14 protein-coding genes and 1 pseudogene are annotated in these 20,779 nt (G+C 72.0%); 9 read left to right on the plus strand and 6 right to left on the minus strand.

The features are described from left to right. The first annotated feature begins 37 nt into the window (after positions 1-37). Positions 38-1,381 (plus strand): aminotransferase-like domain-containing protein, encoded by a 1,344-nt coding sequence (locus BMY61_RS25690; protein WP_042454905.1) that lies wholly within the window; start codon positions 38-40, stop codon positions 1,379-1,381. A gap of 35 nt (positions 1,382-1,416) precedes the next feature. On the opposite strand, the gene BMY61_RS47885 is transcribed toward BMY61_RS25690, so the two are convergent. Beyond that, a complete protein-coding gene (locus tag BMY61_RS47885) occupies positions 1,417-1,542 on the minus strand; it encodes a HypC/HybG/HupF family hydrogenase formation chaperone (protein ID WP_236656497.1) in 126 nt (41 codons plus the stop codon). Between the two features lie 389 nt (positions 1,543-1,931). Between BMY61_RS47885 and BMY61_RS25700 the strand changes: the two genes are divergently transcribed. Beyond that, complete coding sequence (locus BMY61_RS25700) at positions 1,932-2,135, plus strand: cold-shock protein (RefSeq protein ID WP_042388274.1); 204 nt, start codon at positions 1,932-1,934, stop codon at positions 2,133-2,135. A gap of 88 nt (positions 2,136-2,223) precedes the next feature. Here BMY61_RS25700 and BMY61_RS25705 read toward each other — a convergent pair. From BMY61_RS25705 to BMY61_RS25720, 4 genes and pseudogenes are all read right to left on the minus strand, one after another. Beyond that, a pseudogene (locus BMY61_RS25705) lies at positions 2,224-2,739 on the minus strand (SMI1/KNR4 family protein); the annotation flags it as partial. Positions 2,740-2,906: 167 nt separating this feature from the next. Further along, positions 2,907-5,711: an RICIN domain-containing protein gene (locus BMY61_RS25710; RefSeq protein ID WP_143094522.1), complete on the minus strand. Its 2,805-nt coding sequence runs from the start codon at positions 5,709-5,711 to the stop codon at positions 2,907-2,909. A 56-nt stretch (positions 5,712-5,767) separates the two neighbouring features. Further along, the gene (locus BMY61_RS25715) at positions 5,768-8,167 is read right to left on the minus strand and encodes a ricin-type beta-trefoil lectin domain protein (protein WP_042454907.1); all 2,400 of its coding nucleotides are present in this window, start codon (positions 8,165-8,167) and stop codon (positions 5,768-5,770) included. A gap of 141 nt (positions 8,168-8,308) precedes the next feature. Continuing rightward, positions 8,309-11,194, minus strand: coding sequence for an RICIN domain-containing protein (locus BMY61_RS25720; RefSeq protein ID WP_161791321.1), 2,886 nt, complete (start codon positions 11,192-11,194; stop codon positions 8,309-8,311). Between the two features lie 177 nt (positions 11,195-11,371). Between BMY61_RS25720 and BMY61_RS25725 the strand changes: the two genes are divergently transcribed. Then, positions 11,372-12,043 carry a formylglycine-generating enzyme family protein gene (locus tag BMY61_RS25725; protein ID WP_042454909.1) on the plus strand — a complete coding sequence of 224 codons (672 nt, stop codon included), beginning with the start codon at positions 11,372-11,374 and terminating at the stop codon, positions 12,041-12,043. Positions 12,044-12,054: 11 nt separating this feature from the next. On the opposite strand, the gene BMY61_RS25730 is transcribed toward BMY61_RS25725, so the two are convergent. Further along, positions 12,055-13,542 (minus strand): PucR family transcriptional regulator, encoded by a 1,488-nt coding sequence (locus tag BMY61_RS25730; protein ID WP_052439187.1) that lies wholly within the window; start codon positions 13,540-13,542, stop codon positions 12,055-12,057. Between the two features lie 90 nt (positions 13,543-13,632). On the opposite strand from BMY61_RS25730, the gene BMY61_RS25735 reads away from it, so the two are divergent. Genes BMY61_RS25735 through BMY61_RS25760 form a run of 6 tightly spaced genes read left to right on the plus strand, consistent with a single transcriptional unit; the run spans position 13,633 to position 20,779 of the window. Continuing rightward, positions 13,633-14,706, plus strand: a complete 1,074-nt coding sequence (locus BMY61_RS25735) for an S-methyl thiohydantoin desulfurase family protein (RefSeq protein ID WP_042454910.1) — start codon at positions 13,633-13,635, stop codon at positions 14,704-14,706. Further along, positions 14,703-16,346, plus strand: coding sequence for a hydantoinase/oxoprolinase N-terminal domain-containing protein (locus BMY61_RS25740; protein WP_082015419.1), 1,644 nt, complete (start codon positions 14,703-14,705; stop codon positions 16,344-16,346). The genes BMY61_RS25735 and BMY61_RS25740 overlap by 4 nt, the downstream gene beginning before the upstream one ends. A 53-nt stretch (positions 16,347-16,399) precedes the next feature. Then, entirely contained in the window at positions 16,400-18,001 is a 1,602-nt protein-coding gene (locus BMY61_RS25745) for an ABC transporter substrate-binding protein (RefSeq protein ID WP_042454912.1), read from the plus strand. Continuing rightward, entirely contained in the window at positions 17,998-19,065 is a 1,068-nt protein-coding gene (locus BMY61_RS25750; RefSeq protein ID WP_042454914.1) for an ABC transporter permease, read from the plus strand. The genes BMY61_RS25745 and BMY61_RS25750 overlap by 4 nt, the downstream gene beginning before the upstream one ends. Further along, positions 19,065-19,997 carry an ABC transporter permease gene (locus BMY61_RS25755; protein WP_082015420.1) on the plus strand — a complete coding sequence of 311 codons (933 nt, stop codon included), beginning with the start codon at positions 19,065-19,067 and terminating at the stop codon, positions 19,995-19,997. Before BMY61_RS25750 ends, BMY61_RS25755 begins: the two co-directional genes overlap by 1 nt. Continuing rightward, positions 19,994-20,779 (plus strand): ABC transporter ATP-binding protein, encoded by a 786-nt coding sequence (locus BMY61_RS25760; RefSeq protein ID WP_042454916.1) that lies wholly within the window; start codon positions 19,994-19,996, stop codon positions 20,777-20,779. Before BMY61_RS25755 ends, BMY61_RS25760 begins: the two co-directional genes overlap by 4 nt.

Below are 20,779 nucleotides of genomic sequence, written 5' to 3' on the forward strand. Positions count from 1 at the left end.
GGACAGTCAAAGAATTGTCATGGATTCACTGCGGCGCATGGCAGCCCCGCGGTACAAGACCCTGGTCGACGCGTTCGCGTCCGACATCCGAACCGGCCGCCTCCCCGCGGGCACCCGACTGCCGACCCACCGCGCCCTCGCCGCCCGCGAGGGCATCGCGCTGGTGACCGCGACACGCGTGTACGCCGAGTTGGAGGCGATGGGTCTGGTGAGCCGCGAGCAGGGTCGCGGCACCTTCGTGCGCGACATCGCGGTGCCGCCCGGGCACGGCATCGACCAGCAGGTCGTGGCCACCGGCGCGGTCGACCTGAACTTCAACTACCCCTCGTTGCCCGGCCAGGCCGATCTCCTGCGGCAGGCCCTGCGGGAGCTGACCACCGCCACCTCCGGCGAACTCGACTCCCTGCTGCGGTACCAGCCACATCCGGGCCGCACCCAGGACCGGGCGGCGATCGCGGCGCATCTGAGCCGCCGCGGGATCACGTCCGATCCCGACCGGGTCCTCGTCGTCAACGGCGCACAGCACGGCCTGGCCGTCACCGTCATGGCCACGCTGAACGCCGGGGACGTCGTCGCCGTCGACGCGCTCACCTACCCGGGCTTCAAGGTCCTCGCCCACGCGTTCCACCTCGAGCTGGCGCCCGTCCCCACGACGGCCGAGGGGCCGGACCTCGACGCACTGGAGCGGCTCTGCACGGCCCGTCCGGTGCGCGCGATCTACTCCATGCCCACCCTGCACAACCCACTGGGCTGGGTCATGCCGCAGGCCGCCCGCGGCCGGATGATCGGCATCGCCCGGCAGCACGGCGCCCTGCTCGTCGAGGACGCCTCGTACGCCTACCTGGTCGAGGATCCGCCACCGCCCCTGGTCACCCTCGCACCGGACATCACCGTCCATGTGTCGGGGCTGTCGAAGAGCATCGCGACCGGCCTGCGGGTGGGCTTCGTCGTCGCCCCGCCCTCCCGGGTGCCCTCACTCGAACGCGCGATCCGGGCGACCACCTGGAACACCCCGGCCCTCACCACCGCGATCGTCTGCCGCTGGCTCGCGGACGGCACGGCGGAGCGCCTGGAGGCGCAGAAGCGCGCGGACGCCCGGGCCCGCCAGGCGATCGCCCGCCGGGAGCTGGCCGACCTGCCGATCGTCGGCCACCCGGCGTCCTACTTCACCTGGCTGCGGCTGCCGGACGACGCCCGCGCCGACCGCCTGACCGCCACGCTGGCCCGCCGGAACATCTCGGTCACCGGCGCCGAGCCGTTCAGCACCACGACGCACACCCCGCAGGCGATCCGCCTCGCGCTCGGCTCGACCGACCTGGACACCCTCAGCCGGACGCTGCGCACGGTGCGGGAGGCCGTCGTCGAGGACGCGCGCACGTGACTCCCGTACCGTGGGCGTGCACCGCGTCGGGGGTGTCAGAGCTTTGTCATGGCTGTGAACGGCGTGGAGATGCGCCGGTGGGTCGTGCCGAAGTCCACGATCACCGAGGTGTCGTCCTCCACCGCGACCACGCGGCCAAGACCGTGCTTGTCGTGTGTCACCCGGTCACCGACAACGTACTGTTCGGGGGCCGGCGTGGTCCGGCGGATGAACGGACTGGCGGGCAGACTGCGTCGGGGTCCCTCAGATCTTGTCATTACCGCAAGTATGCGGCCACGGAGCCGATGAATCACCCCCGTCCTGGTCGGCTCCTCGCAGGCAGCCCGGACGCGGCGTGCGCGGCGCCACGCCGGAGGGGTCTCCACGCACGAGGTGCTACGGCCTGTTACGCTGTCTTCAGTTGCAGTAGTGGTTCCCATGAACTTTGTGTGCGCCTGCTCTAGCGGGCGTATTTTTGTTTCCCGGCTTGATGCCCGGGTGGGTGCTCATCGCGGCGACTCGGGGCGTGCAGCGTGCATGCTCCGGACAGCCCTTGAAGGAGATTGTTTTTATGGCTAATGGCACCGTGAAGTGGTTCAACGCGGAAAAGGGCTTCGGCTTCATCGAGCAGGAGGGTGGCGGCCCGGACGTCTTCGCCCACTACTCGAACATCAACGCCCAGGGCTTCCGTGAGCTGCTCGAGGGCCAGAAGGTCGAGTTCGACGTCACGCAGGGCCAGAAGGGCCCGCAGGCCGAGAACATTCGCCCGCTGTAGTTCTTCTGCCTTGGCACCCGCCTAGCAGCGAGGGGCCCGCACCGTGCTTCGTGCCCGGTGCGGGCCCTTCGGCATTACCGCTGGATGTCCCCATGATCGTGTCGTCGACGTCCGGGAACTCGCGGGCTGCCTGCGCGATCACCTCGGAAGCCGACAGCTCCTGGCCCGGGGCGAACTTCCTCGCGACAGCGGCGAAGGCCTCGTTGGGCCGCGGTGTCCAGTCAGGCTCGGAGTCGGTGGCGGCTTCCCAGGGACCGAAGCCACCGGCGAGCAGCCACAGGAGGTCCCCGAGGCTACGGGCCACGACGCCGGTCTCACCCTCGGAGCCGAGGACCACGACGGGCTGGTCGGCGAGGGGTCGGCCGGGTCGGACCAGCCAGAAGGCCGCGTAGCCGCCGGCGCCGTTCTGGCCGAACACGCGGAAGGCGTCACCAGTCAGTTGCGGGTTCCCGGTCCAGGCCCGGAACCAGTCGGTGGTGTCCTCCGCGGCAAGGAAGGCGCGGAAGGGTTCGAAGTCGACCCCGTCGCCATCGTCGTAGTCAAAGGGGACGACAAGGGCGGCAGCCAGCGCTGCGGGAAACTCTCGGCCATCGGTGGAGGTCACGCCGACAGCCTAGGGACGACCAGTGACAGAGGTCGGCTCCTGCCTGGCCTGATCGCGGGGGCTCGGACGCCTTCCCCGGGCGCGTGACCGAGAGCTCTGTCGACCTCGGGGCCGGCGTGACCGGTGCGCCCGCCGGGGGCACCGGTCACGACGGTCCGCTCCGAGGGTCAGGGCAGGTGCCACAGCTGGTTGGCGGAAGCCGTGCAGTCCCAGATGATGAGCTGAGTGCCGGCCGGGCCCGAACCGGAGTCGTCGAGGCACTTGCCGGACTGCGGGTTCTTCAGCGTCCCGTCGGTCCGGGCCTGCCAGACCTGGTTGCCGCCGCCGTCGCAGTCCCACAGCTCGATCTTGGTGCCGTCGGCCGTCGCGCCGCCGGTGATGTCCATGCACTTGCCCAGGGTGCGCAGGGTCCCGTCGGGGCCGACGGTCCACTGCTGGTTCGCGGCGCCGGAGCAGTCCCAGACCAGGACCGGGTTCCCGTTGGTGGTGCTCGCGCCGGAGTCGTCGACGCACAGGCCGTTGAAGCCGGTGATCGGGCCGGTGGGCCCGGTCCTGTCGACGCCGATCTGGACCGTGCCGAGGTGGCTGACGATCGTCGCCGGGGTTCCGGTGAGCTGGGTGAAGGTCATACCGGACACCGGCGCGGCCACCGGCTGAACCAGGTACGACGTGCCTGCCACCGTCGGGATCGAGAACTGGGCCGCCGTCGTCGGGGCGAGGACGACGGTCGACTCGTCGGTTCCGTCGACGACCTCGACGCTCTGTCCCGGCCAGGGGTTACGCATCGTGACGCTTCCGGTGGAGCCCGCGTGGATGCCGACGGTGCCGATGACGCCGCCGTGGACCTGCACCGAGACGGTGTCGGCGCCCTGGATGTACTCGGTCCCGTCCGCGTCCCAGCCGGCGGGTACGGCGGGGTCGATGCGCAGCACGCCGTCGTAGTCCTGGACCAGCGATTCGTTGACGGCCAGGGCGACGTTCGCGGCCTGCTCGATGTAGGGCTCCGTCTCGTTGGTCCTCCCCCAAAGGTCACCCATGCCGTCGGGGTAGGCCTGGTACTGCTGGGTCAGCTTGGTCATGTCCGTCGCGACCTCCGAGGGCAACTGGAGGCGGGCGGCCTGGACCGCGTCGAAGCTCCAGTCGTTCTGCTGGACGTTGACCCGGTGGGTGTAGGTGCGCTGGGCCAGCGAGAACAGGGGGGAGCTGTCGCCGATCAGGCCGTAGGGCCAGACGGCTTCGAGGTCGTCGTTCTCGGTGTTGTTGACGGCGGCGGTGGGCTGGGAGGACTGGCCGAGCACGTCGGTGCCGGAGGCGTCGGCGGAGACGGTCAGGTTCTGCCGCCGGGTGGCCGCGTCGGTGCGCGGGTAGTCGGGGATCTGCCCGATCGCCGACTGGAGTTGGGAGACGAGCGACGCGTCGGTGTTCAGGGTCCGGGCGGCGGCGACGGTGGCGGGGAACAGCGCCTTCATCGCGTCGATCATGTTGACCGGGTCCTGGACGTTCCACTGGTTCTCATGGGCGTTGGCGACCGCGTGACGCCTGCCGTCGGTTCCGACAGCGGTGTAGGCGAGCAGGAACTCGCTGGCCTGCTGCATCAGCGGGTAGTTCGCGGCCAGGAAGTTCCGGTCGCCGGTGGTGAGGTACTGCTGCCAGGCCCACAGGCCGATCTCGGCGCCGGAGGAGACGGTCCGGCCGTTCCAGGTGCTCAGGGCCTGGTCGCAGGAGGCGTCACTGAAGGGACTGCTGTCGTCCTGGAAGCCGTTGCCGTTGAAGCGCATCGTCTCCGGCACGCAGATGCCGGGGAGGCTGCTGCCCATGTAGGTCCTCGTCCAGGCCTGGATGTCGGCCAGGTTCGAGGTGTAGAGGTTGAACAGACCGGTGTTGAGCGCGGACGCGCCGGCGCCGATGTTCGCTGCCACCTGGCCGCGCAGGTTCCAGAACCAGTAGGCGGCCGGGTACCAGTTCTGGGTGTCCTTCGAGAAGTTGAACAGGTCGCCGACACCCGCCTGCGAACCCGGCAGGGGTCCGCGGGACTCCTCCGCGGTGGTGAAGTAGTACAGGGTGCGGAGCTTCTCCAGGTAGTTGGCGGTGCCGTCGGCCGAGGAGAGCTTCACCAGGCCGAGGTTGGCCCAGTAGCTGTGCCACCAGGCCAGATGGCCCGCCTCCAGCGAGGCCGAGGTGGCCGAGGCGTCGCTGCCGAGCAGGGTGGACGCCGTGGCGGCCGCGTCTCCCCCGGTCCACTGCGGGCTGCCGACGATCACGCGGAAGCTGCCGTCGGAGTCGGGGGTGAAGCTCACCTTCACGGTCTGGGAGTCGACGACGGACGCGCTGACGTTGCGTCCGCCTGCGGTGAGCGCCGCGAGGGAGCCGAAGGTCCTCCCGGACCCGGTGGTGGCGTCGTTGTCCGCCCAGGTCTCGGCGAGCGTGCCGACGCTGCCGGAGGCGGCGGCGGTCGGTGTGCGCCCCGACCAGAGGTTGACGGTCGCGGTCTGGGCAGCGTTCGGGTCGGCCCCGGTGACGTCCACGACGAGTTCGTCCTTGTCGGCGCGGACGTAGACGGTGGCCGTCATGCCGCCGCCGGACTCGCGCAACACGCCGTCGTAGGGGTCCACCACGCCGGAGAAGTCCGAGGCGTCGGTGATCTGCGACAGTCCGGGGATCTGCAGCCAGCCGGGCGACTTGCGGCTGGGGAGGGTGTCGGCCCGGTTGAGCTGAGCGGTGAAGCCGTTCGCCGCCCACACGGCCGCCCCGAGGGTGCCGTTCCCGAGCGGCATCGACTGCTGCGCGGCCGTGTTCGGTCCGGCGAGCACGATGTCGGCTTCGCGGACCAGGTTCGCGGCGTCGACCGAGAACGCTCCGTTGGTCCAGGCGGTGGAGGTCGACGCCGCAGCGGACGCCCCGGGCGACCAGACTCCCGTCGACACGCACAGCGCGAGGGCGGCGAGCACCCCCGTGACCGTTCTTCTTCGCACGAGTGGATCCTTTCCTGGGTCGGGGCGGTGGCAGTGGCCATGTCTCCGGGGAGCCGTCAGGGCAGTTTCCACTGCTGGTTGGCGCCGTCGTTGCAGTCCCAGATCTCAAGCCGGGTCCCGTTGGTGACGCCGGCGGCGGGGTCGTCGAGGCAGAGCCCCGACTGGGTCCCCTTCAGGGTGCCGTCCGGCTGGGGCGTCCACTGCTGGTTCGGGCCGCCGTTGCAGTCCCACAGCTCGACCAGGGTGCCGTCGGTGGTGCCCTGGCCGGTGACGTCGAGGCACTTGCCGTCGTGCGTGAGGGTGCCGTTGGACCAGGTCCACACCTGCGAGGCGGCGCCGTCACAGTCCCAGAGCTGCACCGCCGTGCCGTCGACGGCGGAGTCGCCCGCGTCGTCGACGCACGTGCCGGGCAGGGCGGAGGTGATCGGGCCGACGTGCGGCGGGGCCGGAGTGCCGGGGGTCAGCTTGAAGTTGTCGAACTCGTCGGTCTGGTATCCGGTCACCCCGAGCCCGGCCTGGCCGTTGGTGAAGCTGCCGTCGGTGGCGCTGCCCACGACACGGCCGTCGATCTCGGCTGTGAGGGTGGTGTCCTGCATCGTGAGCGAGACGGTGTGCCAGCGACCGGTACCGAGCGCGGTGGCGGTGCCGCTTGCGAGCGTGGTGACGTTCCAGTTGGTGTCGCTCTTGTCGAGCGACCAGGCGCCGGTGTCGCTGACGCGCAGGTGGTAGGCGTTCAGGCCGTTGTTGTTGCGGCCCTGCTGGTTGACCCGGCCCAGGAGTTCGATCGTGCTCGACTGCTCGAAGAGGGTGTCGGCGGAGACGGTGTAGTTGGTCCAGTCACCGTCCCCCATGATCGTGTACGGCGCGTCGTAGGGCTCGTCGGTCCAGCGGATCGGCGTGCTCGCCGCCATCTGCCGCAGGCAGGTCCCGGCCCGGCCTCCGCCGCAACGGACGGTCTGGAAGGCGCCGTTCATGTCGGTGAAGTACTTCGGGGAGGTCGTGGTGGCAGGCCTTTGGAAGGTGTCCGCGTAGGGCAGCCCGAGCGGTGCGGACGCCGGGGAGGTGGCGGTTCCCTTGCCCTGGCCGGTCGTCGTGGTGACGGTGTAGACGTAACCGGGCTTGAGCGTGAGCGCGTAGTGGCCGTGACTCGGGGTGATGTCCTGCGTGTGGACGAACCAGTCCGCGGAGCGGGTCGAGCCCAGGTCCGTGGCCCAGACGTGGACCTTGCCGGTGGACAGGCCGCCGCTGACGGCGAAGCGCGCGGTCTGCGGGGCGGTGGCGTCCATGGTCTCGATGACGGTGCTGTAGTCCCGCTTGTCCGGGGACTTGAGCGTCACGAAGCTGCCCTCGGCACGGTTGCCGCCGAGGTAGCCGGAGGCGGCGTCGATGTAGTGCCAGCCCGGCTGGGCGAACTGGGTGGTCTGCGCGGTGACCCAGGTGGTGGTGCCGATGCTGTACCGGCCGGACCAGGGCTGGTTCGCGATCGACATGCCGTCGGAGGAGAAGGAGAGGTTGGGGTAGAGCGCGGCGATGACGGGCCAGTTGATGTAGGAGGTCATCCTGCCGTCGATGTAGTCGCGGTTGATCGCGCGGGCCACGGCCGGGGCGCCGGCGTTCGCGTCCTCGGAACCGTTCTCGCTCGCCCAGAGCGGCTTGCCGAGCGCCTGCGCGGTCGCGGTGCTGGGGCAGGACGTGAAGGAGCCGAGGTAGCCGCAGGGGTAGTGAACGCCGACGATGTCGACGGCCTTCTTGAACGCGGGGTCGGTGGCCATGTCGTCGGCGACGGACCAGTCACTGTCCGCGGCGACGATCTTGGTGGCGCCGTGGCCGTGGGAGACCAGGGCGGCCTTGAGGTGCTCGTACCAGGTCTTGTCGTAGCCGCGCTCGTTCCAGCCGCCGAGGTAGTCGACGGTGAGGTGGTGCTTGGCGGCGCAGCCCATCCAGGACATCAGGTAGTCGATGGTGTCCTGGGTCCAGAAGTTGCCGGAGCCGTTGTCGATCCAGCCGGGCGCGCCCCAGGCGAGGCCGTAGAACCTGATGTGCGGGTTGCGGGCCTTGGCCTGTTCCGCGAGCCACCACTCGTAGCCGTTGTCGCAGTCGACGACGCCCTTGGTGTGCTCGATGCTGGGCTCGGCGCCGTCGGTGGAGTTGGTGTCGCCACCGATCTCCAGTTTCAGCGTCTGCAACGAGGCGCCGTAGCCGGGCTTGAACAGGTAGTCCAGCAGCTGGTTGCGCTGTCGAGGCGGATAGTCGGCCAGCAGGCGGGAGTTCCCGCCACCCCCGGAGATCGCACCGACCCCGTCGAAGGTCAGCCCCGGATCGGTGCCGTCGACGGTGATGGTGGTGGAGGTCGGGGCTGCGGCTTGCACGCCGGGCGCGGCGCCCAGGGCACCGGCGACGGCGAGGGCCGCGCTGAGCGCGACACGACAGAAGAAGGGCAGGCTTCGGTGACCCATGGTTGGTCTCCCGGGTGAGGAGGACGGTCGGGGCCCGCGCACGGGCGCGGTGGTGCCTGGTGCACACGTCGTCTTACGGGTCGTGCTCGTGGAGCCGGCCGACCGGCGGGTCGGCCGGCTCCACGGTGCGTCGGCGTCGCGTCAGCCGAGCGTCCACTGCTGCAACGCGGCACCGCTGTCCGCCTGCTGGGTGACCGGCGCACCGTCGGCCGTGGAGGCCGTGGTCAGCAGGAGTCCGGTGTGGACGTTGGTGACGGTGTAGGCGCCGGAGGCCAGTCGCGTCACCCGCCACTCCTGGTTGCTGCCGCCGCCGCAGGCCCACTGGATGACCGCGGTCCCGGCGGCGGTGTTGCCGCCGTCGTCGTCCAGGCAGAGCTTGGAGTTGGCGTTGGCGATGGTGTAGGAGCCGTCCGGCTGGTGGGCGAGGGTCCAACTCTGGTTCTGGCCACCGTTGGCGGACCAGGTGTCCAGTTGGGTTCCCTGTGTGGTCGACCAGTTGGGGTCGTCCAGGGCCTCGCTGCCGATCGTGAGCGTGTGGGTGCCGTTCAGGTCGGCCGCGACGCTCCAGGTGAAGGCGGTGCGGGCGGCCGAGCCGCTGGAGTCCTGCACGGTGACGATCACGGTGGCCGTGGTGGCGGTGGTCGGGGTCCCGGAGACGGTACCGGTCGCCCGGTCGAGGGAGAGTCCGGCGGGCAGGCCGGTTGCGGACCAGGTCAGGGTCGGTCGCGGGGCCGAGTCCGTCGCGCTGAGCGGGAGAGGTGTGATCGGCGTTCCGGCCAGCGCCGTCTGGTCGCCGGGCGGTGCGATGGCGACGGTGTTCCGCGCGGCGCCTCCCGCGGCGGTGAGGCGCAGGGTCTGCGCGGCGACGGAGCGGGTGTCGCCCGCCTTGGCCACGTTGTCGCCCGCGCGGGCCGCCAGGTTGTTCCAGTCGCGCTGCGGGGCCGTCGCGACGGCGTGGGCGCCGCCGGTCAGACTGAGGGCGAGGTCGCTGTACCGGTTGACCAGCCGGAGGCTGCCCGTCGGCCGGGAGGCCCCGTGAGCGGCGGGGCTGCGCGTCTCGCTCTGGATGGACCACTGCTGGCCGACGGTCGGCCGCAGGCCGGGTGTGCCGAGGGAGACGGAGGCGTCCCAGGCACGTCCGGCGTTCGTGGTGGAGTCGACCCCGAGGACCTTGCCGCTCGCTGCGTTCGCAATGGTCCAGAAGCCGTCGCCGGTCGGGGTGAAGGTCCACTGCGCGGACGCGCCGCCGTTCGCCGACGCCGTCGTGGTCAGGGCCTTGCCCTGCTGCGTCAGGTACGCGCCGTCACCGGCGCCGATCCGGTAGCTGACGCCGCTGCTGACCGGCGGCCTCGGCAGCGCGCCCGAGGCACTCGGTGCCACGGTGAACTGCGAGTACTCCACGTCGTCCGGCGGGCAGGAGTACTCGCAGTAGGAGCGGAAGGTGCGGCCGACGACGGCGCTGCCGGTCAGGTTGGCCGGGTCCAGGAACCAGCGGTACCAGGAGCTCTGCGGGAGGCCGGCCGAGCCGATGTCGGTCCACTTCTCGGTGGCGAGGTCGTCGGTCACGTAGAAGTGCTGCGGCTGGTCGGAGCCCGCCTCGTTCTCCGGGGTGCCGATGTACTCGCCGAGGTAGGCGTCCCAGGCGATGTTCAGCACCGAGAGCTGCGAGGTCACCGGCGTGGTGCCCGCGGCGATCTGGCTGGCCGCGCTCCCGGGGGTCTTCGGCGAGTAGCTCTGGGCGGGAGGCACCCATCCGGAGCCGACGCCGTCGGCCGGGATCACGTCGCTCTCCTTGCCGCCCCGTCCGGGCTGCGACCACGATCCGTCGTACCACTTGCTCCACGACGCGGAGCTCATCTTCCGCGCGATCGGCGCACGGGCCACGTGCTCCTGGAAGCCCGCCCAGCCGCCCTTCTTGTCGACCAGCCGGGACATGTAGAAGACGTAGAAGTACCCGGAGCGGTGGTCGACGAAGAGCCGCGGGTCGCCGTCACCGTAGTAGTACGTCGCGTTCGGGAACGCCTTGGTGTCGCCGCGGGTGGTGCTGAACGGCGAGGTGATCGCGTGGCCCTGGATGGTCCAGGTCGCGCCGTGGTCGGTCGAGGAGGCGTAGTCGATGGCGTCGTAGTGGAGACCGTCGCCGAAGGGCTGCGGGGTGAACTCGTTGTGGACGAGCCCGTACCAGGTGCCGGTGTCGGGGTCGACCCAGACACCCGCCAGATCACAGTAGTTGCGGTGCGCGTATCCGGAACCGGAGGGCGCGTCGGTGGCCTCGACGCCCGTCGGGCTGGTGTCGCAGAAGGCCGTGGTGTCCTTGTTGGTGCCGGTGTTGCTGATCGACGCGGTGGTGGCGGTGTCGAAGTCCGTGCCGGCGTAGAAGTCCCAACTCCGGCTGTCGGTCGCGCCGTAGAGGGAGTGCGCCGACTCGTAGTAGAACTGGCCGTTCCGGTCGAGGTAGGGGAAGGACGGGGTGTCGTCCCCGTCGCCTCCCGCGGCGGGCGTGCCGACCGAGACCGTGTACCGGAACGCCGGCGCGCTCGCCGCCTGCCACTGCTCCAGCGCCTGCGCGGGGTTGCACGGCTCCAGCCCGACGGCGGCACCCTCGGCGGCCGAACCTCCTTGCACCTGAAGGCACTTGCCCGACTCGGCGCTGAGGACGGTCGTGTCGGGCTGGTACGCGAAGCGCTGGTCCGGAGCCGCGTGGTCGCATCCGGCAAGGTGGACGAGCGCGCCGTTGGCCACGGAACCCCCCTCGACCGCCAGGCACTTGCCGTCGACGCGGACCCCACCGTCGGCGTTCCACGTGAACTTCTGCTCGGCGGATCCGTTGCAGGCCGCGAGTCGGACCTGCTGTCCGGAGGCGGAACCGGCGGCGGTGGCGTCCAAGCACTTGCCCCCGACGACCACCGGACCCGCGGCCGCGGTGGCGGACGGCTCCGCGGCGGCGGGGAGGGCGGGCAGGCCGGTGACCGTCAAGGCTGCCAGGGCAGCCAGGGCCAGGAGGCGTGGACGAGGGGATCTGTTCATCGGATCCTTCCACTGAGGCGAGCGGGATGTGCGCCGAGGGTGGCACCTGCGTTCAGTTCTGCTCAATATGGTTGGCTTCTGAGCATGCGTCAACACATTCCATCAAATTTGCGCAGCCCGGCCACCCTCCAGGAAACGCCTCGGCCCACCCGTGGGCCTCGCTAGGATCTGCTGATCATGGACGTGTTCACGGGGAAAGAGCTGGTCGCCATCCCGCCGGGAACGGTGACGCTGTCCGACCGGAGGACGCAGCGCCGTTGGCCGGTCGAACTCGCGGCCTACCAACTCGGGGCGTTCCCGGTCACGCAGGCGTTGTACGCCCGGATCACCGGCGAGCGCCCGAGTACCGCGCACGGGGACCGGCTACCCGTCGAGTGCGTCTCCTGGTGGGACGCGGCGCGGTTCTGCAACGCCCTGTCCCTGGCCGACGGGCTCGTGCCCGCGTACACCTTCGACGCCGACGACGAAGGCGTCGAGTGGGACGTGTCCGCCGACGGGTACCGCCTGCCGACCGAGGCCGAGTGGGAGTACGCCTGCCGTGCCGGTACGGCGGGACCGCGATACGGGGCCCTCGACGAGATCGCGTGGCATCGCGGAAACTCGCACGAGCGCCTCCACGACGTGGGTGGCAAGCGCCCCAACGCGTGGGGCGTTCACGACATGCTCGGCAATGTCTGGGACTGGTGCTGGGACGTCTACGACGCCGAGGTCTACGGCACCTACCGGGTGCTGCGTGGCGGCGGTTGGTTCGACGAGCACTGGAGCTGCCGGGCGTCCGCACGACGCCGGAGCCACCCGACCTTCCGGGTCGACGACGTCGGATTCCGCATCGCGCGGTCCGTTGTGTGACGCCGTTCGCGTCAGTCCTGGAGGCGGACCCGGCAGGCCAGTTGGAGAGCGAAGGAGGTGTCGGGGTCGTCGAGGTCGGCGCCGAGCCGGGTGGTGATGCGACGGATGCGGTAGCCGACCGTGTTGGGATGCAGGCGGAGCCGGGTGGCGGCGGCCTTGAGGGAGCCGCGGGCGTCGAGGTAGGCGCCGAGCGTGGTGATGGCCTCTGCGGCTTCGGCCGGGCCGAGGGTGTCCAGGGGGGCGAGCAGTTCCTCGACGGCGCGGCGCGAGAGAGGTGAGCCCGACACCGCGGCAAGGATGCGGCTGAGCCCGGTCGCGTCGAAGGCGTGAACGCCGACGCGCTTGCGCACGGCCACGTCCAGCGCGGCCTGCGCTTCGAGCGTGGACTGCCGCAGGCCGTCGATTCCCCTGTGCGCCGTCCCGATCCCGAAGTGCAGTTCTGCGGCCGGGTGTTCGGCCAGGAGCTCGGCCCGCACGTGGGCGACCGCCTCGCGGATGCGTTGCTCGGGCAGCTCGGTGCGGCTGCTGGCGACCAGCAGGAGGTCGGCGGCCAGGCGGGCGGCGGTCCAGCGCTCGTGGGTGGGGTGCCGGGCCTGGTGGACGTGGAGGGCGAGGGTCTCGGCGAGCCGCCGGTCCTCGGCCAGGTCGGCCTGGGCCGCGCCGACGCCCACCGCCATGCCCGCCCCGGGGCCCACCGCCGTACTCGCCCCGGCGCCGGTCCGGACTCGGACCACGGTGTGGACCTCGTCGACGGGAAAGCCCAGCATCCGGGCCCGTTCGGCGAGTTGGCCGGCCTGGCTGCGCTCGGAGACGATCAGCTCCGCGACGACCTCGGCGCGGGCCGCTCCCGGTGCCGTCTCGCGTTCGAGTGCGCGGGTGCGTTGCAGCGACACGGCGGCGGCCACGGCGGGAAGCACCAGACGGACCGCGTCGTCCTTCGGCCCGACCACGCCACCCCGGCAGCGGCCCGCGACCCAGATGGGCTCTCCCGAGTCCGGCTCGTCGGTCAGCGTGAGCGGACGGCCCAGGGCCTCGCCCACGCGCGCGAGCAGTTCGGTGGGCGAGTCGCCCGGCGCACGGAGCACGGCGAGCGCGGCGTCGGCGCGGGCGAGGGCGTCGGCGGCGTCGCCGCGGATGACCTGGCCGAGGTGGAGCACCACCTTGGCGACGTCCACGTCCTCGGGGACGGACAGCACCGCGACACCCGCGCGGGTGGCGAGATGCACCGCGGTGAGCGGCAGGGTGGTGACGCCGATCAGCAGCAGGGCCGGGAGGCCGCGCTCGGCGGCGGTGCGGATCGCGACGTCGACCTGGTACCCGGCCGCGCGCGGGGTCGCCCGCCCGGTGACGACGGCCAGCGCCCCCGATGGGACGTGCTCCAGCGCACGCAGCGACTCCACGGCGGCGACGGAGGTCAGCTCGGTCCGCGCCGCCGGGCCCGCGAGGAGCGCGAAGGGGATGAGGGACCCGGATCCGAGCAGGTCGGCGACGTGCGGCATGCCAGGAGTGTGCCAGCAGCACAACGGCTTGGAAAGACTTGTGCTACCGCCACTATCCCGCCGGTTCACCGCCGGGCCACTCTTCTCGGCATGCAATCCATTGATCGGATCACACCCGACGACCTCCCCGCGTTCGCGCGTGGCTGCGGCGTCCTGGGGACCGGTGGCGGCGGGAGCGTCGACAGCGGTCTGCTGGCAGCGGCCCACGCGCTGGCCGAGTACGGCGACGTCCCGGTCGTCCCGCTCGACCGGATCGCGGCCGACGGCCTGGTGCTACCCCTGTCCGGGATCGGCGCGCCCACCGTCTCGCACGAGATGCCGATGAGCGGCGAGGAGCCCGTGCTGATCGCGGCCGAGGTGGAGCGGATCTTCGGCCGCCCCGTCTCCGCGGTGATGGCGAGCGAGATCGGCGGCAGCAACGGCGTCGGCGCGGTGGCGTGGGCGGCCCGGTTGGGCCTGCCGCTGGTGGACGCGGACGGCATGGGCCGCGCCTTCCCCGAGGTCCAGATGGTCTCGCAGAACGTCGCCGGTCTCCCGGTCAACCTGATCGTGCTGGCCGATGTGCAGGGCAACCTCACCACGCTCCGTCCGGTCGACGGCCCGTGGTCGGAGGCCATCGCCCGCGCGGTGACCGTCGCCTGCGGCGGCTCGGCCCTGATGGCGGACTACGTGCTGACCGGCGCCGAGCTGCGCGGCGCGGTCGTCGAGGGCTCGGTCAGCTCGGCGCTGCGGATCGGCCGGACCGTCGCCGAGAGCGGCGAGCCGGTCAAGGCCCTCGTCGAGCTGCTGCAAGCGACGACGCTGCTCACCGGCAAGGTCGTGGACGTGGAGCGCCGCACCGGCGGCGGGTTCGTGCGCGGCAGCCTCATCCTCGACGGCACCGGCGCGGACCGCGGCCGGATGCTGCGCGTGGAGATCCAGAACGAGAACCTCGTCGCGTTCGAGGACGGCCGCGTCCGCGCCTGCGTCCCGGACCTGATCACCGTGGTCGACGTGGAGACCGCCGACGCCGTCTCGACCGAGTCCCTGCGCTACGGCCAGCGCGTCACCGTCCTGTCCTGGCCCTGCGACCCGCTATGGCGCACCCCGCGCGGCCTGGAGATCGCCGGGCCCCGGGCCTTCGGCTACGACCTCGACTACACCCCGGTGGAGCACCTGCGATGACCCCGACCACGCCCACCACGACCACGCCCACCACGACCACGCCGTCCGCGACCATCCTGCGCGCCGACGTCCCGGCCCGCACCGCCCCGGGCGCCCGCGACCTGCGCGTGGGCATCGACGTCGGCGGCACCAACACCGACGCCGTCGTGCTGACCGCCGACGGCCGGGTCGTGGCGCGCACCAAGCAGCCCACCAGCGCGGACGTCACGACCGGTCTGCGCAGCGCGCTCACCGCGGTGCTGGACTCGCTCGGCGAGCACGCGGGCCGCGTCGGCCGGGTGATGCTCGGCACCACGCACGCCACCAACGCGATCCTGGAACGGCGCGGCCTCGGCCGGGTCGCCGCGATCCGCCTCGGCGGCCCGGCCACCACCTCCGTCCCGCCGCTGCAGTCCTGGCCGGGCGACCTCGCGGCCGCGCTCTCGGCGGGTTCGGTCGTGCTGCCCGGCGGCCACTACGTCGACGGCCGCCCGATCAGCGCACTGGACGAGGACCGGCTGCGGGCCTTCCTCGACACCGTCGCCGGGCAGGTCGACGCGGTGGCGCTGACGGGTGTGTTCAGTCCGGCGTTCACCGACCACGAGCTGGCGGCGGCCGAGCTGGTCCGCAAGCACCTCGGTGACGCGGTCCAGGTCTCGATGAGCCACGAGGTGGGCTCGCTCGGCCTGCTGGAGCGGGAGAACGCCACCGTCCTCAACGCCGCGCTCTACCAGGTGATCGCCACGGTCCGCGACGGGCTGCAGCAGACCCTGGCCGCACGCGACCTGGACGCGGCGACGTACTTCGCCCAGAACGACGGCACCTTGATGACGATGGACTACGCCGCGGACTACCCCGTGCTGACCATCGGCTCCGGTCCCTCGAACTCCATCCGCGGCGCGGCCTGCCTGTCCGGGCTGGACGACGCGATCGTGGCCGACGTGGGCGGCACCTCCACCGACTTCGGGGTGCTGGTGTCCGGGTTCCCACGCGAGTCCGCGGCCGGGGTGGAGATCGGCGGGGTGCGCACCAACTTCCGGATGCCCGACATCCTCGCCCTCGCCGTGGGCGGCGGGACCGTCGTCGGCCCCGACGGCCAGGTCGGACCGCAGTCCGTCGGCTACCGGATCAGCCGCGAGGCCTTCGTCTTCGGCGGCGCCACCGCCACCCTCACCGACGCCGGCGTCCTGGCCGGACGCGGCACGGGCCTGTCCGCCGAGCGGATCCCGGGCCGCGCCCACGCCCGGCTGCGCCAGGCCCTGGCCGACGCCGAGGCCATGCTCGCGGACGCCGTGGACCGGATCACCCTCGGCAAGGCCGACCGGCCGCTGGTCGTCGTCGGCGGCGGGGCCTTCCTGATCCCCGACGACCTGCCCGGCGTCAGCGAGGTGGTCCGCCCGGACCACGGCGACGTGGCCAACGCCGTCGGCGCCGCGATCGCCATGGTCAGCGGCACCGTCGAGACGATCATCCCGGCGGGCCACGGGCGGGCCGAGACGATCGCCGCCGCCGAGGAGGCCGCCTGCCACCGCGCGATCCAGGCCGGGGGCGCGCCCTCGGGGGTCGAGGTCGTCGAGATCAACGAGGTCCCGCTCAGCTACCTGAACGAACCCGCCCTGCGGCTGCGCGTCAAGGCCGCGGGCCCGCTCGGCGACCTGTAGCCACCCCCGCCCGTCACCCCCGGTCCTCTCCCCCACCCCAGCAGGAGGCCCCCATGGCACGGCGACTTCGCCTGCCGGCGCTCGCAGCGGCCCTCGCCGCATGCGTCGCGTCCGTCGCGGGCTGCGCAAGCGGCACGCCCCCGGCCACCACCGCCCTCACCCCCACCTTCACCTACTCCTACCCGCTGGACGTCATCACCGACTGGGACCCGGCGACCTCGTACTCCAACGAGCTCGTCGCCCTCCAGAACGTCTACGAGTCCCTGACCCGCTACGACCCGGGCACCGGGACCGTCAAGCCGCAGCTCGCCACCTCCTGGAGCTCCACGGCGGGCGGCCTCACCTGGACCTTCCACCTGCGTGAGGGCGTGCGGTTCCACGACGGCAACCCGGTGACCGCGCAGGCCGCCAAGGCGGCGATCGCGCGGACGATCGCCGCGCAGGGAGGCGCCGCCTACATCTGGGGCGCCGTCAGCTCGATCGACACCCCCGACCCCCACACGCTGGTGTTCCACCTCTCCTACGCGGCGCCGATGGACGTCATCGCCTCCTCCGACTACGGCGCCTACGTCTACGACACCGCTCCGCCCGGGGTGAAGCCCGGCGCGCTGAAGAGCTGGCTGGAGGCCGCGCACGACACCGGCACCGGCCCCTACACCGTCGCCGACTGGAACCAGGGCCAGGAGGCCGAGGTCACCCTCGACGCCTTCCCCGGCTACTGGGGCGGGTGGAGCGGACGGCACTACCGCCAGGTCGTGTTCGACCACACCCCCGACGTCACCACCGCATGGCAGACCCTGGAGACCGGCGACGTCGACTTCCGCTCCCAGCTCAACCCCGAGCTGTTCAAGGAGGCGACGCACTTCCGCGCGCTGGGCACCCAGGCGACCGCCTCGCTGCAGAACCTGATCGCGTTCTTCAACACCGCGGCCGGCCCGCTGACGGACGTGCGCCTGCGCCAGGCCGTGCAGAACGCCGTCGACTACGACGGCCTGCTCGCCGCCCTGCACGGCTCCGTCGGCCCGGCCCAGGGGCTCATCCCCAGCGGCCTGCCCGGCAACGACCCCGCACTGACCCGGCACCAGAACCTGCCCCTGGCCAGGAAGCTGCTGGCCGAGGCCGGCTACGGACCGGGCGGCAGGCACCTGAATCTCAGCCTCACCTACGCGCAGGGGGACGACGCCCAGCAACTGTTCGTCACCCTGCTCTCCTCCGACCTCCAGGCGCTCAACATCACCGTCGACGCCAGGCCCATGCAGTGGAACGCGCAGTGGGCGCAGGCCAAGGCCACCGACCCGGCCCACCGCCAGGACATCCTGCTCATGTACTGGTACGCGGACTACGCCAGCGCCTACAGCTGGTTCGTCAACCTGTTCCACTCCGCGCAGCCGGTCTCCTTCAACCTCAGCTACCTCGACGACCCGGTCGTCGACAAGGAGATCGACGCGATCCCGCAGCTCACCGCGACCGACCCGGCCGCGGAACGCGCCAACTACGCGCTGCTCCAGCGGCAACTGCTGGAGCAGGACGCGGCGGCGGCCCCGCTCTTCGTCAACACCTACCAGCGGGTCTACGCCAGCGGCATCACCGGCTACCGGGACAACCCCGCCTACCCCGACGTCGTCTTCGTCCACGACCTGGAGCCGTCGCCATGAGATTCCTGACCCAGCGGCTGGCCCAGTCGGCCCTTGTCATCGCCGGTGTGGTGGCGCTGACCTTCGTCATCACCCGGCTCGTCCCCGGCGATCCGGCCGTCACCTACGCGGGCCCCCGCGCCACGCCCGCCCAGCTCACGGCCGTCCGCAGGCAGCTGGGGCTCGGCGCGTCGCTGCCCGACCAGCTGTGGCGCTACGTCACCGGCCTGCTCCGCGGCGACTGGGGAACCAGCCTGCACACCCGGCGCGGCGTCCTGACGGACATCTCCACCGCCCTGCCCGCCTCGCTCGAACTGGTCGGCTGCGCCATGGTGCTGGCCGTCGTGGTGGGGGTGCCGCTGGGCCTGCTCGGCGCGCACCTGCGCCTCGGCGGCGGCCGGAGCCGCGGCCTCGGGCGGTGGGGGCGCTGGGGCCGCTGGGGGCGTGCCGCAGGTGACGGATCGGTCCGGGCCACCTCCATGCTGGCGGTGTCGGTCCCGGTGTTCCTGCTGGCCCTGGCGGTGCAGAACCTGTTCGCCGCGCAGCTGGGCTGGTTCCCCGTGGCCGGGGAGTACACGTCGAAGCTGAACCAGACCAGCCCGCTGGAGCACCTCACCCACCTCACCGTCGTGGACGCGCTGCTCACCGGGAACTGGCCGGTCCTCGACAGCGCCCTCGCGCATCTGGTGCTGCCCGCGCTCGTGATGGCCGCCTACCCCGTCGGCGTGGTCGCGCAGATGAGCCGGGCCGCGCTGTTGGAGGAGTCCGCCGCCCCGCACGCCCGACTGGAGCGTGCCTACGGCTTCTCCCGCCTGCAGGTGCTGACCCGCTTCTCGCTGCGCCCGGCCTCGGGTCCGCTGCTGGCGCTGCTCGCCCTGGTCTTCGCCTTCTCGCTGGTGAACGCGTTCCTGGTCGAGGAGGTCTTCGACTGGCCCGGGCTCGGGCGCTACGCCTCCGCCGCCATCACCTCCTCCGACGCCCCCGCCATCGCCGGTGTGACGGTCGTGGTCGCCCTGACCTACGTGGTGACCAACCTGCTGGTGGACCTGACCCAGGCGGTCATCGACCCGAGAGTGAGGCTGTGATGACCGACGTCTCCCCCACCCTGGCGCCGCCGGCGCCCGCCCCCGACCGCAGCGCCCCGCCTACTCCTGCGGCGCGCGGCGGGCAGGCCCGACGACTGCTCGCCCTGGCGCGACGGGACCTCCCCGCCACCGTCGGCGCGGTCGTCCTGCTCGCGATCGTGCTCGCGGCCGTCCTCGCCCCGTGGCTCGCCCCCTACCCCGGCGACGGGTCCCATGCCACCCACCCCCTCGACACCCTGGCCGGCCCCGGCGGCCGGCACTGGTTCGGCACCGACGCCGTCGGCCGGGACCTGCTCACCCGGGTGATGTACGGCGCCCGCACCTCGCTGACCGTCGCGGCGGCCGTGCTGACCGTCTCCGCGCTGGTCGGCGTGCCGCTGGGGGTGATCGCCGGATACACGGGCGGCGTGGTCAAGGACGTGATCATGCGGATCACGGACGTCTTCCTGGCCTTCCCCGCGCTGCTGCTGTCCGTGGCGCTCGCCACCGTGCTGCACCCCGGCACCGGCAGCGCGATCATCGCCATCTCGGTGGGCTGGTGGCCCTGGTACGCGCGGATGGCCTGCGTCACGGCGACGGGTATCCGGAGCCGCGGCTTCGTCGACGCCGCGCGCTGTCTCGGCGTCTCCCGCATCCGGATCATGGCGCGACACGTCCTGCCGAACGCCCTCACGCCCGTCCTGGTCCAACTCTCGCTCGATGCCGGGGGCGTCATCCTCACCTCCGCCGCCCTGTCCTACCTGGGCCTGGGCCCGCAGGAGCCGACCGCCGAGTGGGGCCTGATGGTCCAGCAGGGCCAGGACCTGTTCATCACCGACTGGTGGGTCGTCGCCTTCCCGGGCCTGGCCATCCTGCTCACCGCCTTCTGTTTCAACGTGCTCGGCGAGGGCCTGCGCTCCGCCCTGGACCCGCACCGGGAGCTGACCCGATGACACCCCCTCGGTCGTCCCTGACCGTCACCGACCTGAAGGTCCGCGCCGGCGAGGGCGAGGACGCCCGGCTGCTCGCCTCCCTGCCCCACCTCGACGTGGCCGCCGGGACCTGCGTGGCCATCGTCGGCGAGTCCGGCTCCGGCAAGAGCACCACCCTGCACGCCATGCTCGGCCTCACCGACGGTCTGGCCGTCTCCGGCCGGATCATGGTCGGCGACACCGACGTGGTGACCGCCCCGGAGAAGGCCCTCACCACGCTGCGCGGCTCCCGCGTCGCGCTCGTCAGCCAGAGCCCGCAGTCCTCCCTCAACCCCACGATGCGGCTGGGGACCCTGATGCGGCGGGTCCTCGCCCGCCACGGCATCCGCGGCGCCGTGGCCCGGCAGCGTGCCGACGACGCGCTGCGCGACGTGATGCTCGATCCGGAGCTGCTGCGCCGCTACCCGCACCAGATCTCCGGCGGCCAGGCCCAGCGGTTCGCCATCGCCCTGGCCGTCGCGCTGCGGGCGGACGTCGTCCTCGCCGACGAACCGACCAGCGCGCTCGACGTCACCGTCCAGGCGGCGGTGCTCCAGCTGCTGGACCGGCTGCGGGCCGAGCACGGCATCGCGCTCGTCCTGGTCTCGCACGACCTGGCGGTCGTCTCCCGGATCGCCGACCACATCGTCGTCATGCGGCACGGACACGTCGTCGAGTCAGGACCTGCCGCCGACGTGCTCGGCGCACCGGCGGCCGACTACACCAGGGAACTGCTCGCCGCCGTTCCGACCCTTGGAGAGTGA

It is taken from the genome of Streptacidiphilus jiangxiensis (assembly GCF_900109465.1).
GTDB lineage: Bacteria > Actinomycetota > Actinomycetes > Streptomycetales > Streptomycetaceae > Streptacidiphilus > Streptacidiphilus jiangxiensis.

Bases quoted from the DNA above. Each gene is read 5' to 3' on its own strand.
- BMY61_RS25690 (WP_042454905.1), top strand. From the start codon at position 38: ATGGCAGCCCCGCGGTACAAGACCCTGGTCGACGCGTTCGCGTCCGAC.
- BMY61_RS25700 (WP_042388274.1), top strand. From the start codon at position 1,932: ATGGCTAATGGCACCGTGAAGTGGTTCAACGCGGAAAAGGGCTTCGGC.
- BMY61_RS25715 (WP_042454907.1), bottom strand. From the start codon at position 8,167: ATGGGTCACCGAAGCCTGCCCTTCTTCTGTCGTGTCGCGCTCAGCGCG.
- BMY61_RS25720 (WP_161791321.1), bottom strand. From the start codon at position 11,194: ATGAACAGATCCCCTCGTCCACGCCTCCTGGCCCTGGCTGCCCTGGCA.
- BMY61_RS25725 (WP_042454909.1), top strand. From the start codon at position 11,372: ATGGACGTGTTCACGGGGAAAGAGCTGGTCGCCATCCCGCCGGGAACG.
- BMY61_RS25730 (WP_052439187.1), bottom strand. From the start codon at position 13,542: ATGCCGCACGTCGCCGACCTGCTCGGATCCGGGTCCCTCATCCCCTTC.
- BMY61_RS25735 (WP_042454910.1), top strand. From the start codon at position 13,633: ATGCAATCCATTGATCGGATCACACCCGACGACCTCCCCGCGTTCGCG.
- BMY61_RS25740 (WP_082015419.1), top strand. From the start codon at position 14,703: ATGACCCCGACCACGCCCACCACGACCACGCCCACCACGACCACGCCG.
- BMY61_RS25745 (WP_042454912.1), top strand. From the start codon at position 16,400: ATGGCACGGCGACTTCGCCTGCCGGCGCTCGCAGCGGCCCTCGCCGCA.
- BMY61_RS25750 (WP_042454914.1), top strand. From the start codon at position 17,998: ATGAGATTCCTGACCCAGCGGCTGGCCCAGTCGGCCCTTGTCATCGCC.
- BMY61_RS25755 (WP_082015420.1), top strand. From the start codon at position 19,065: ATGACCGACGTCTCCCCCACCCTGGCGCCGCCGGCGCCCGCCCCCGAC.
- BMY61_RS25760 (WP_042454916.1), top strand. From the start codon at position 19,994: ATGACACCCCCTCGGTCGTCCCTGACCGTCACCGACCTGAAGGTCCGC.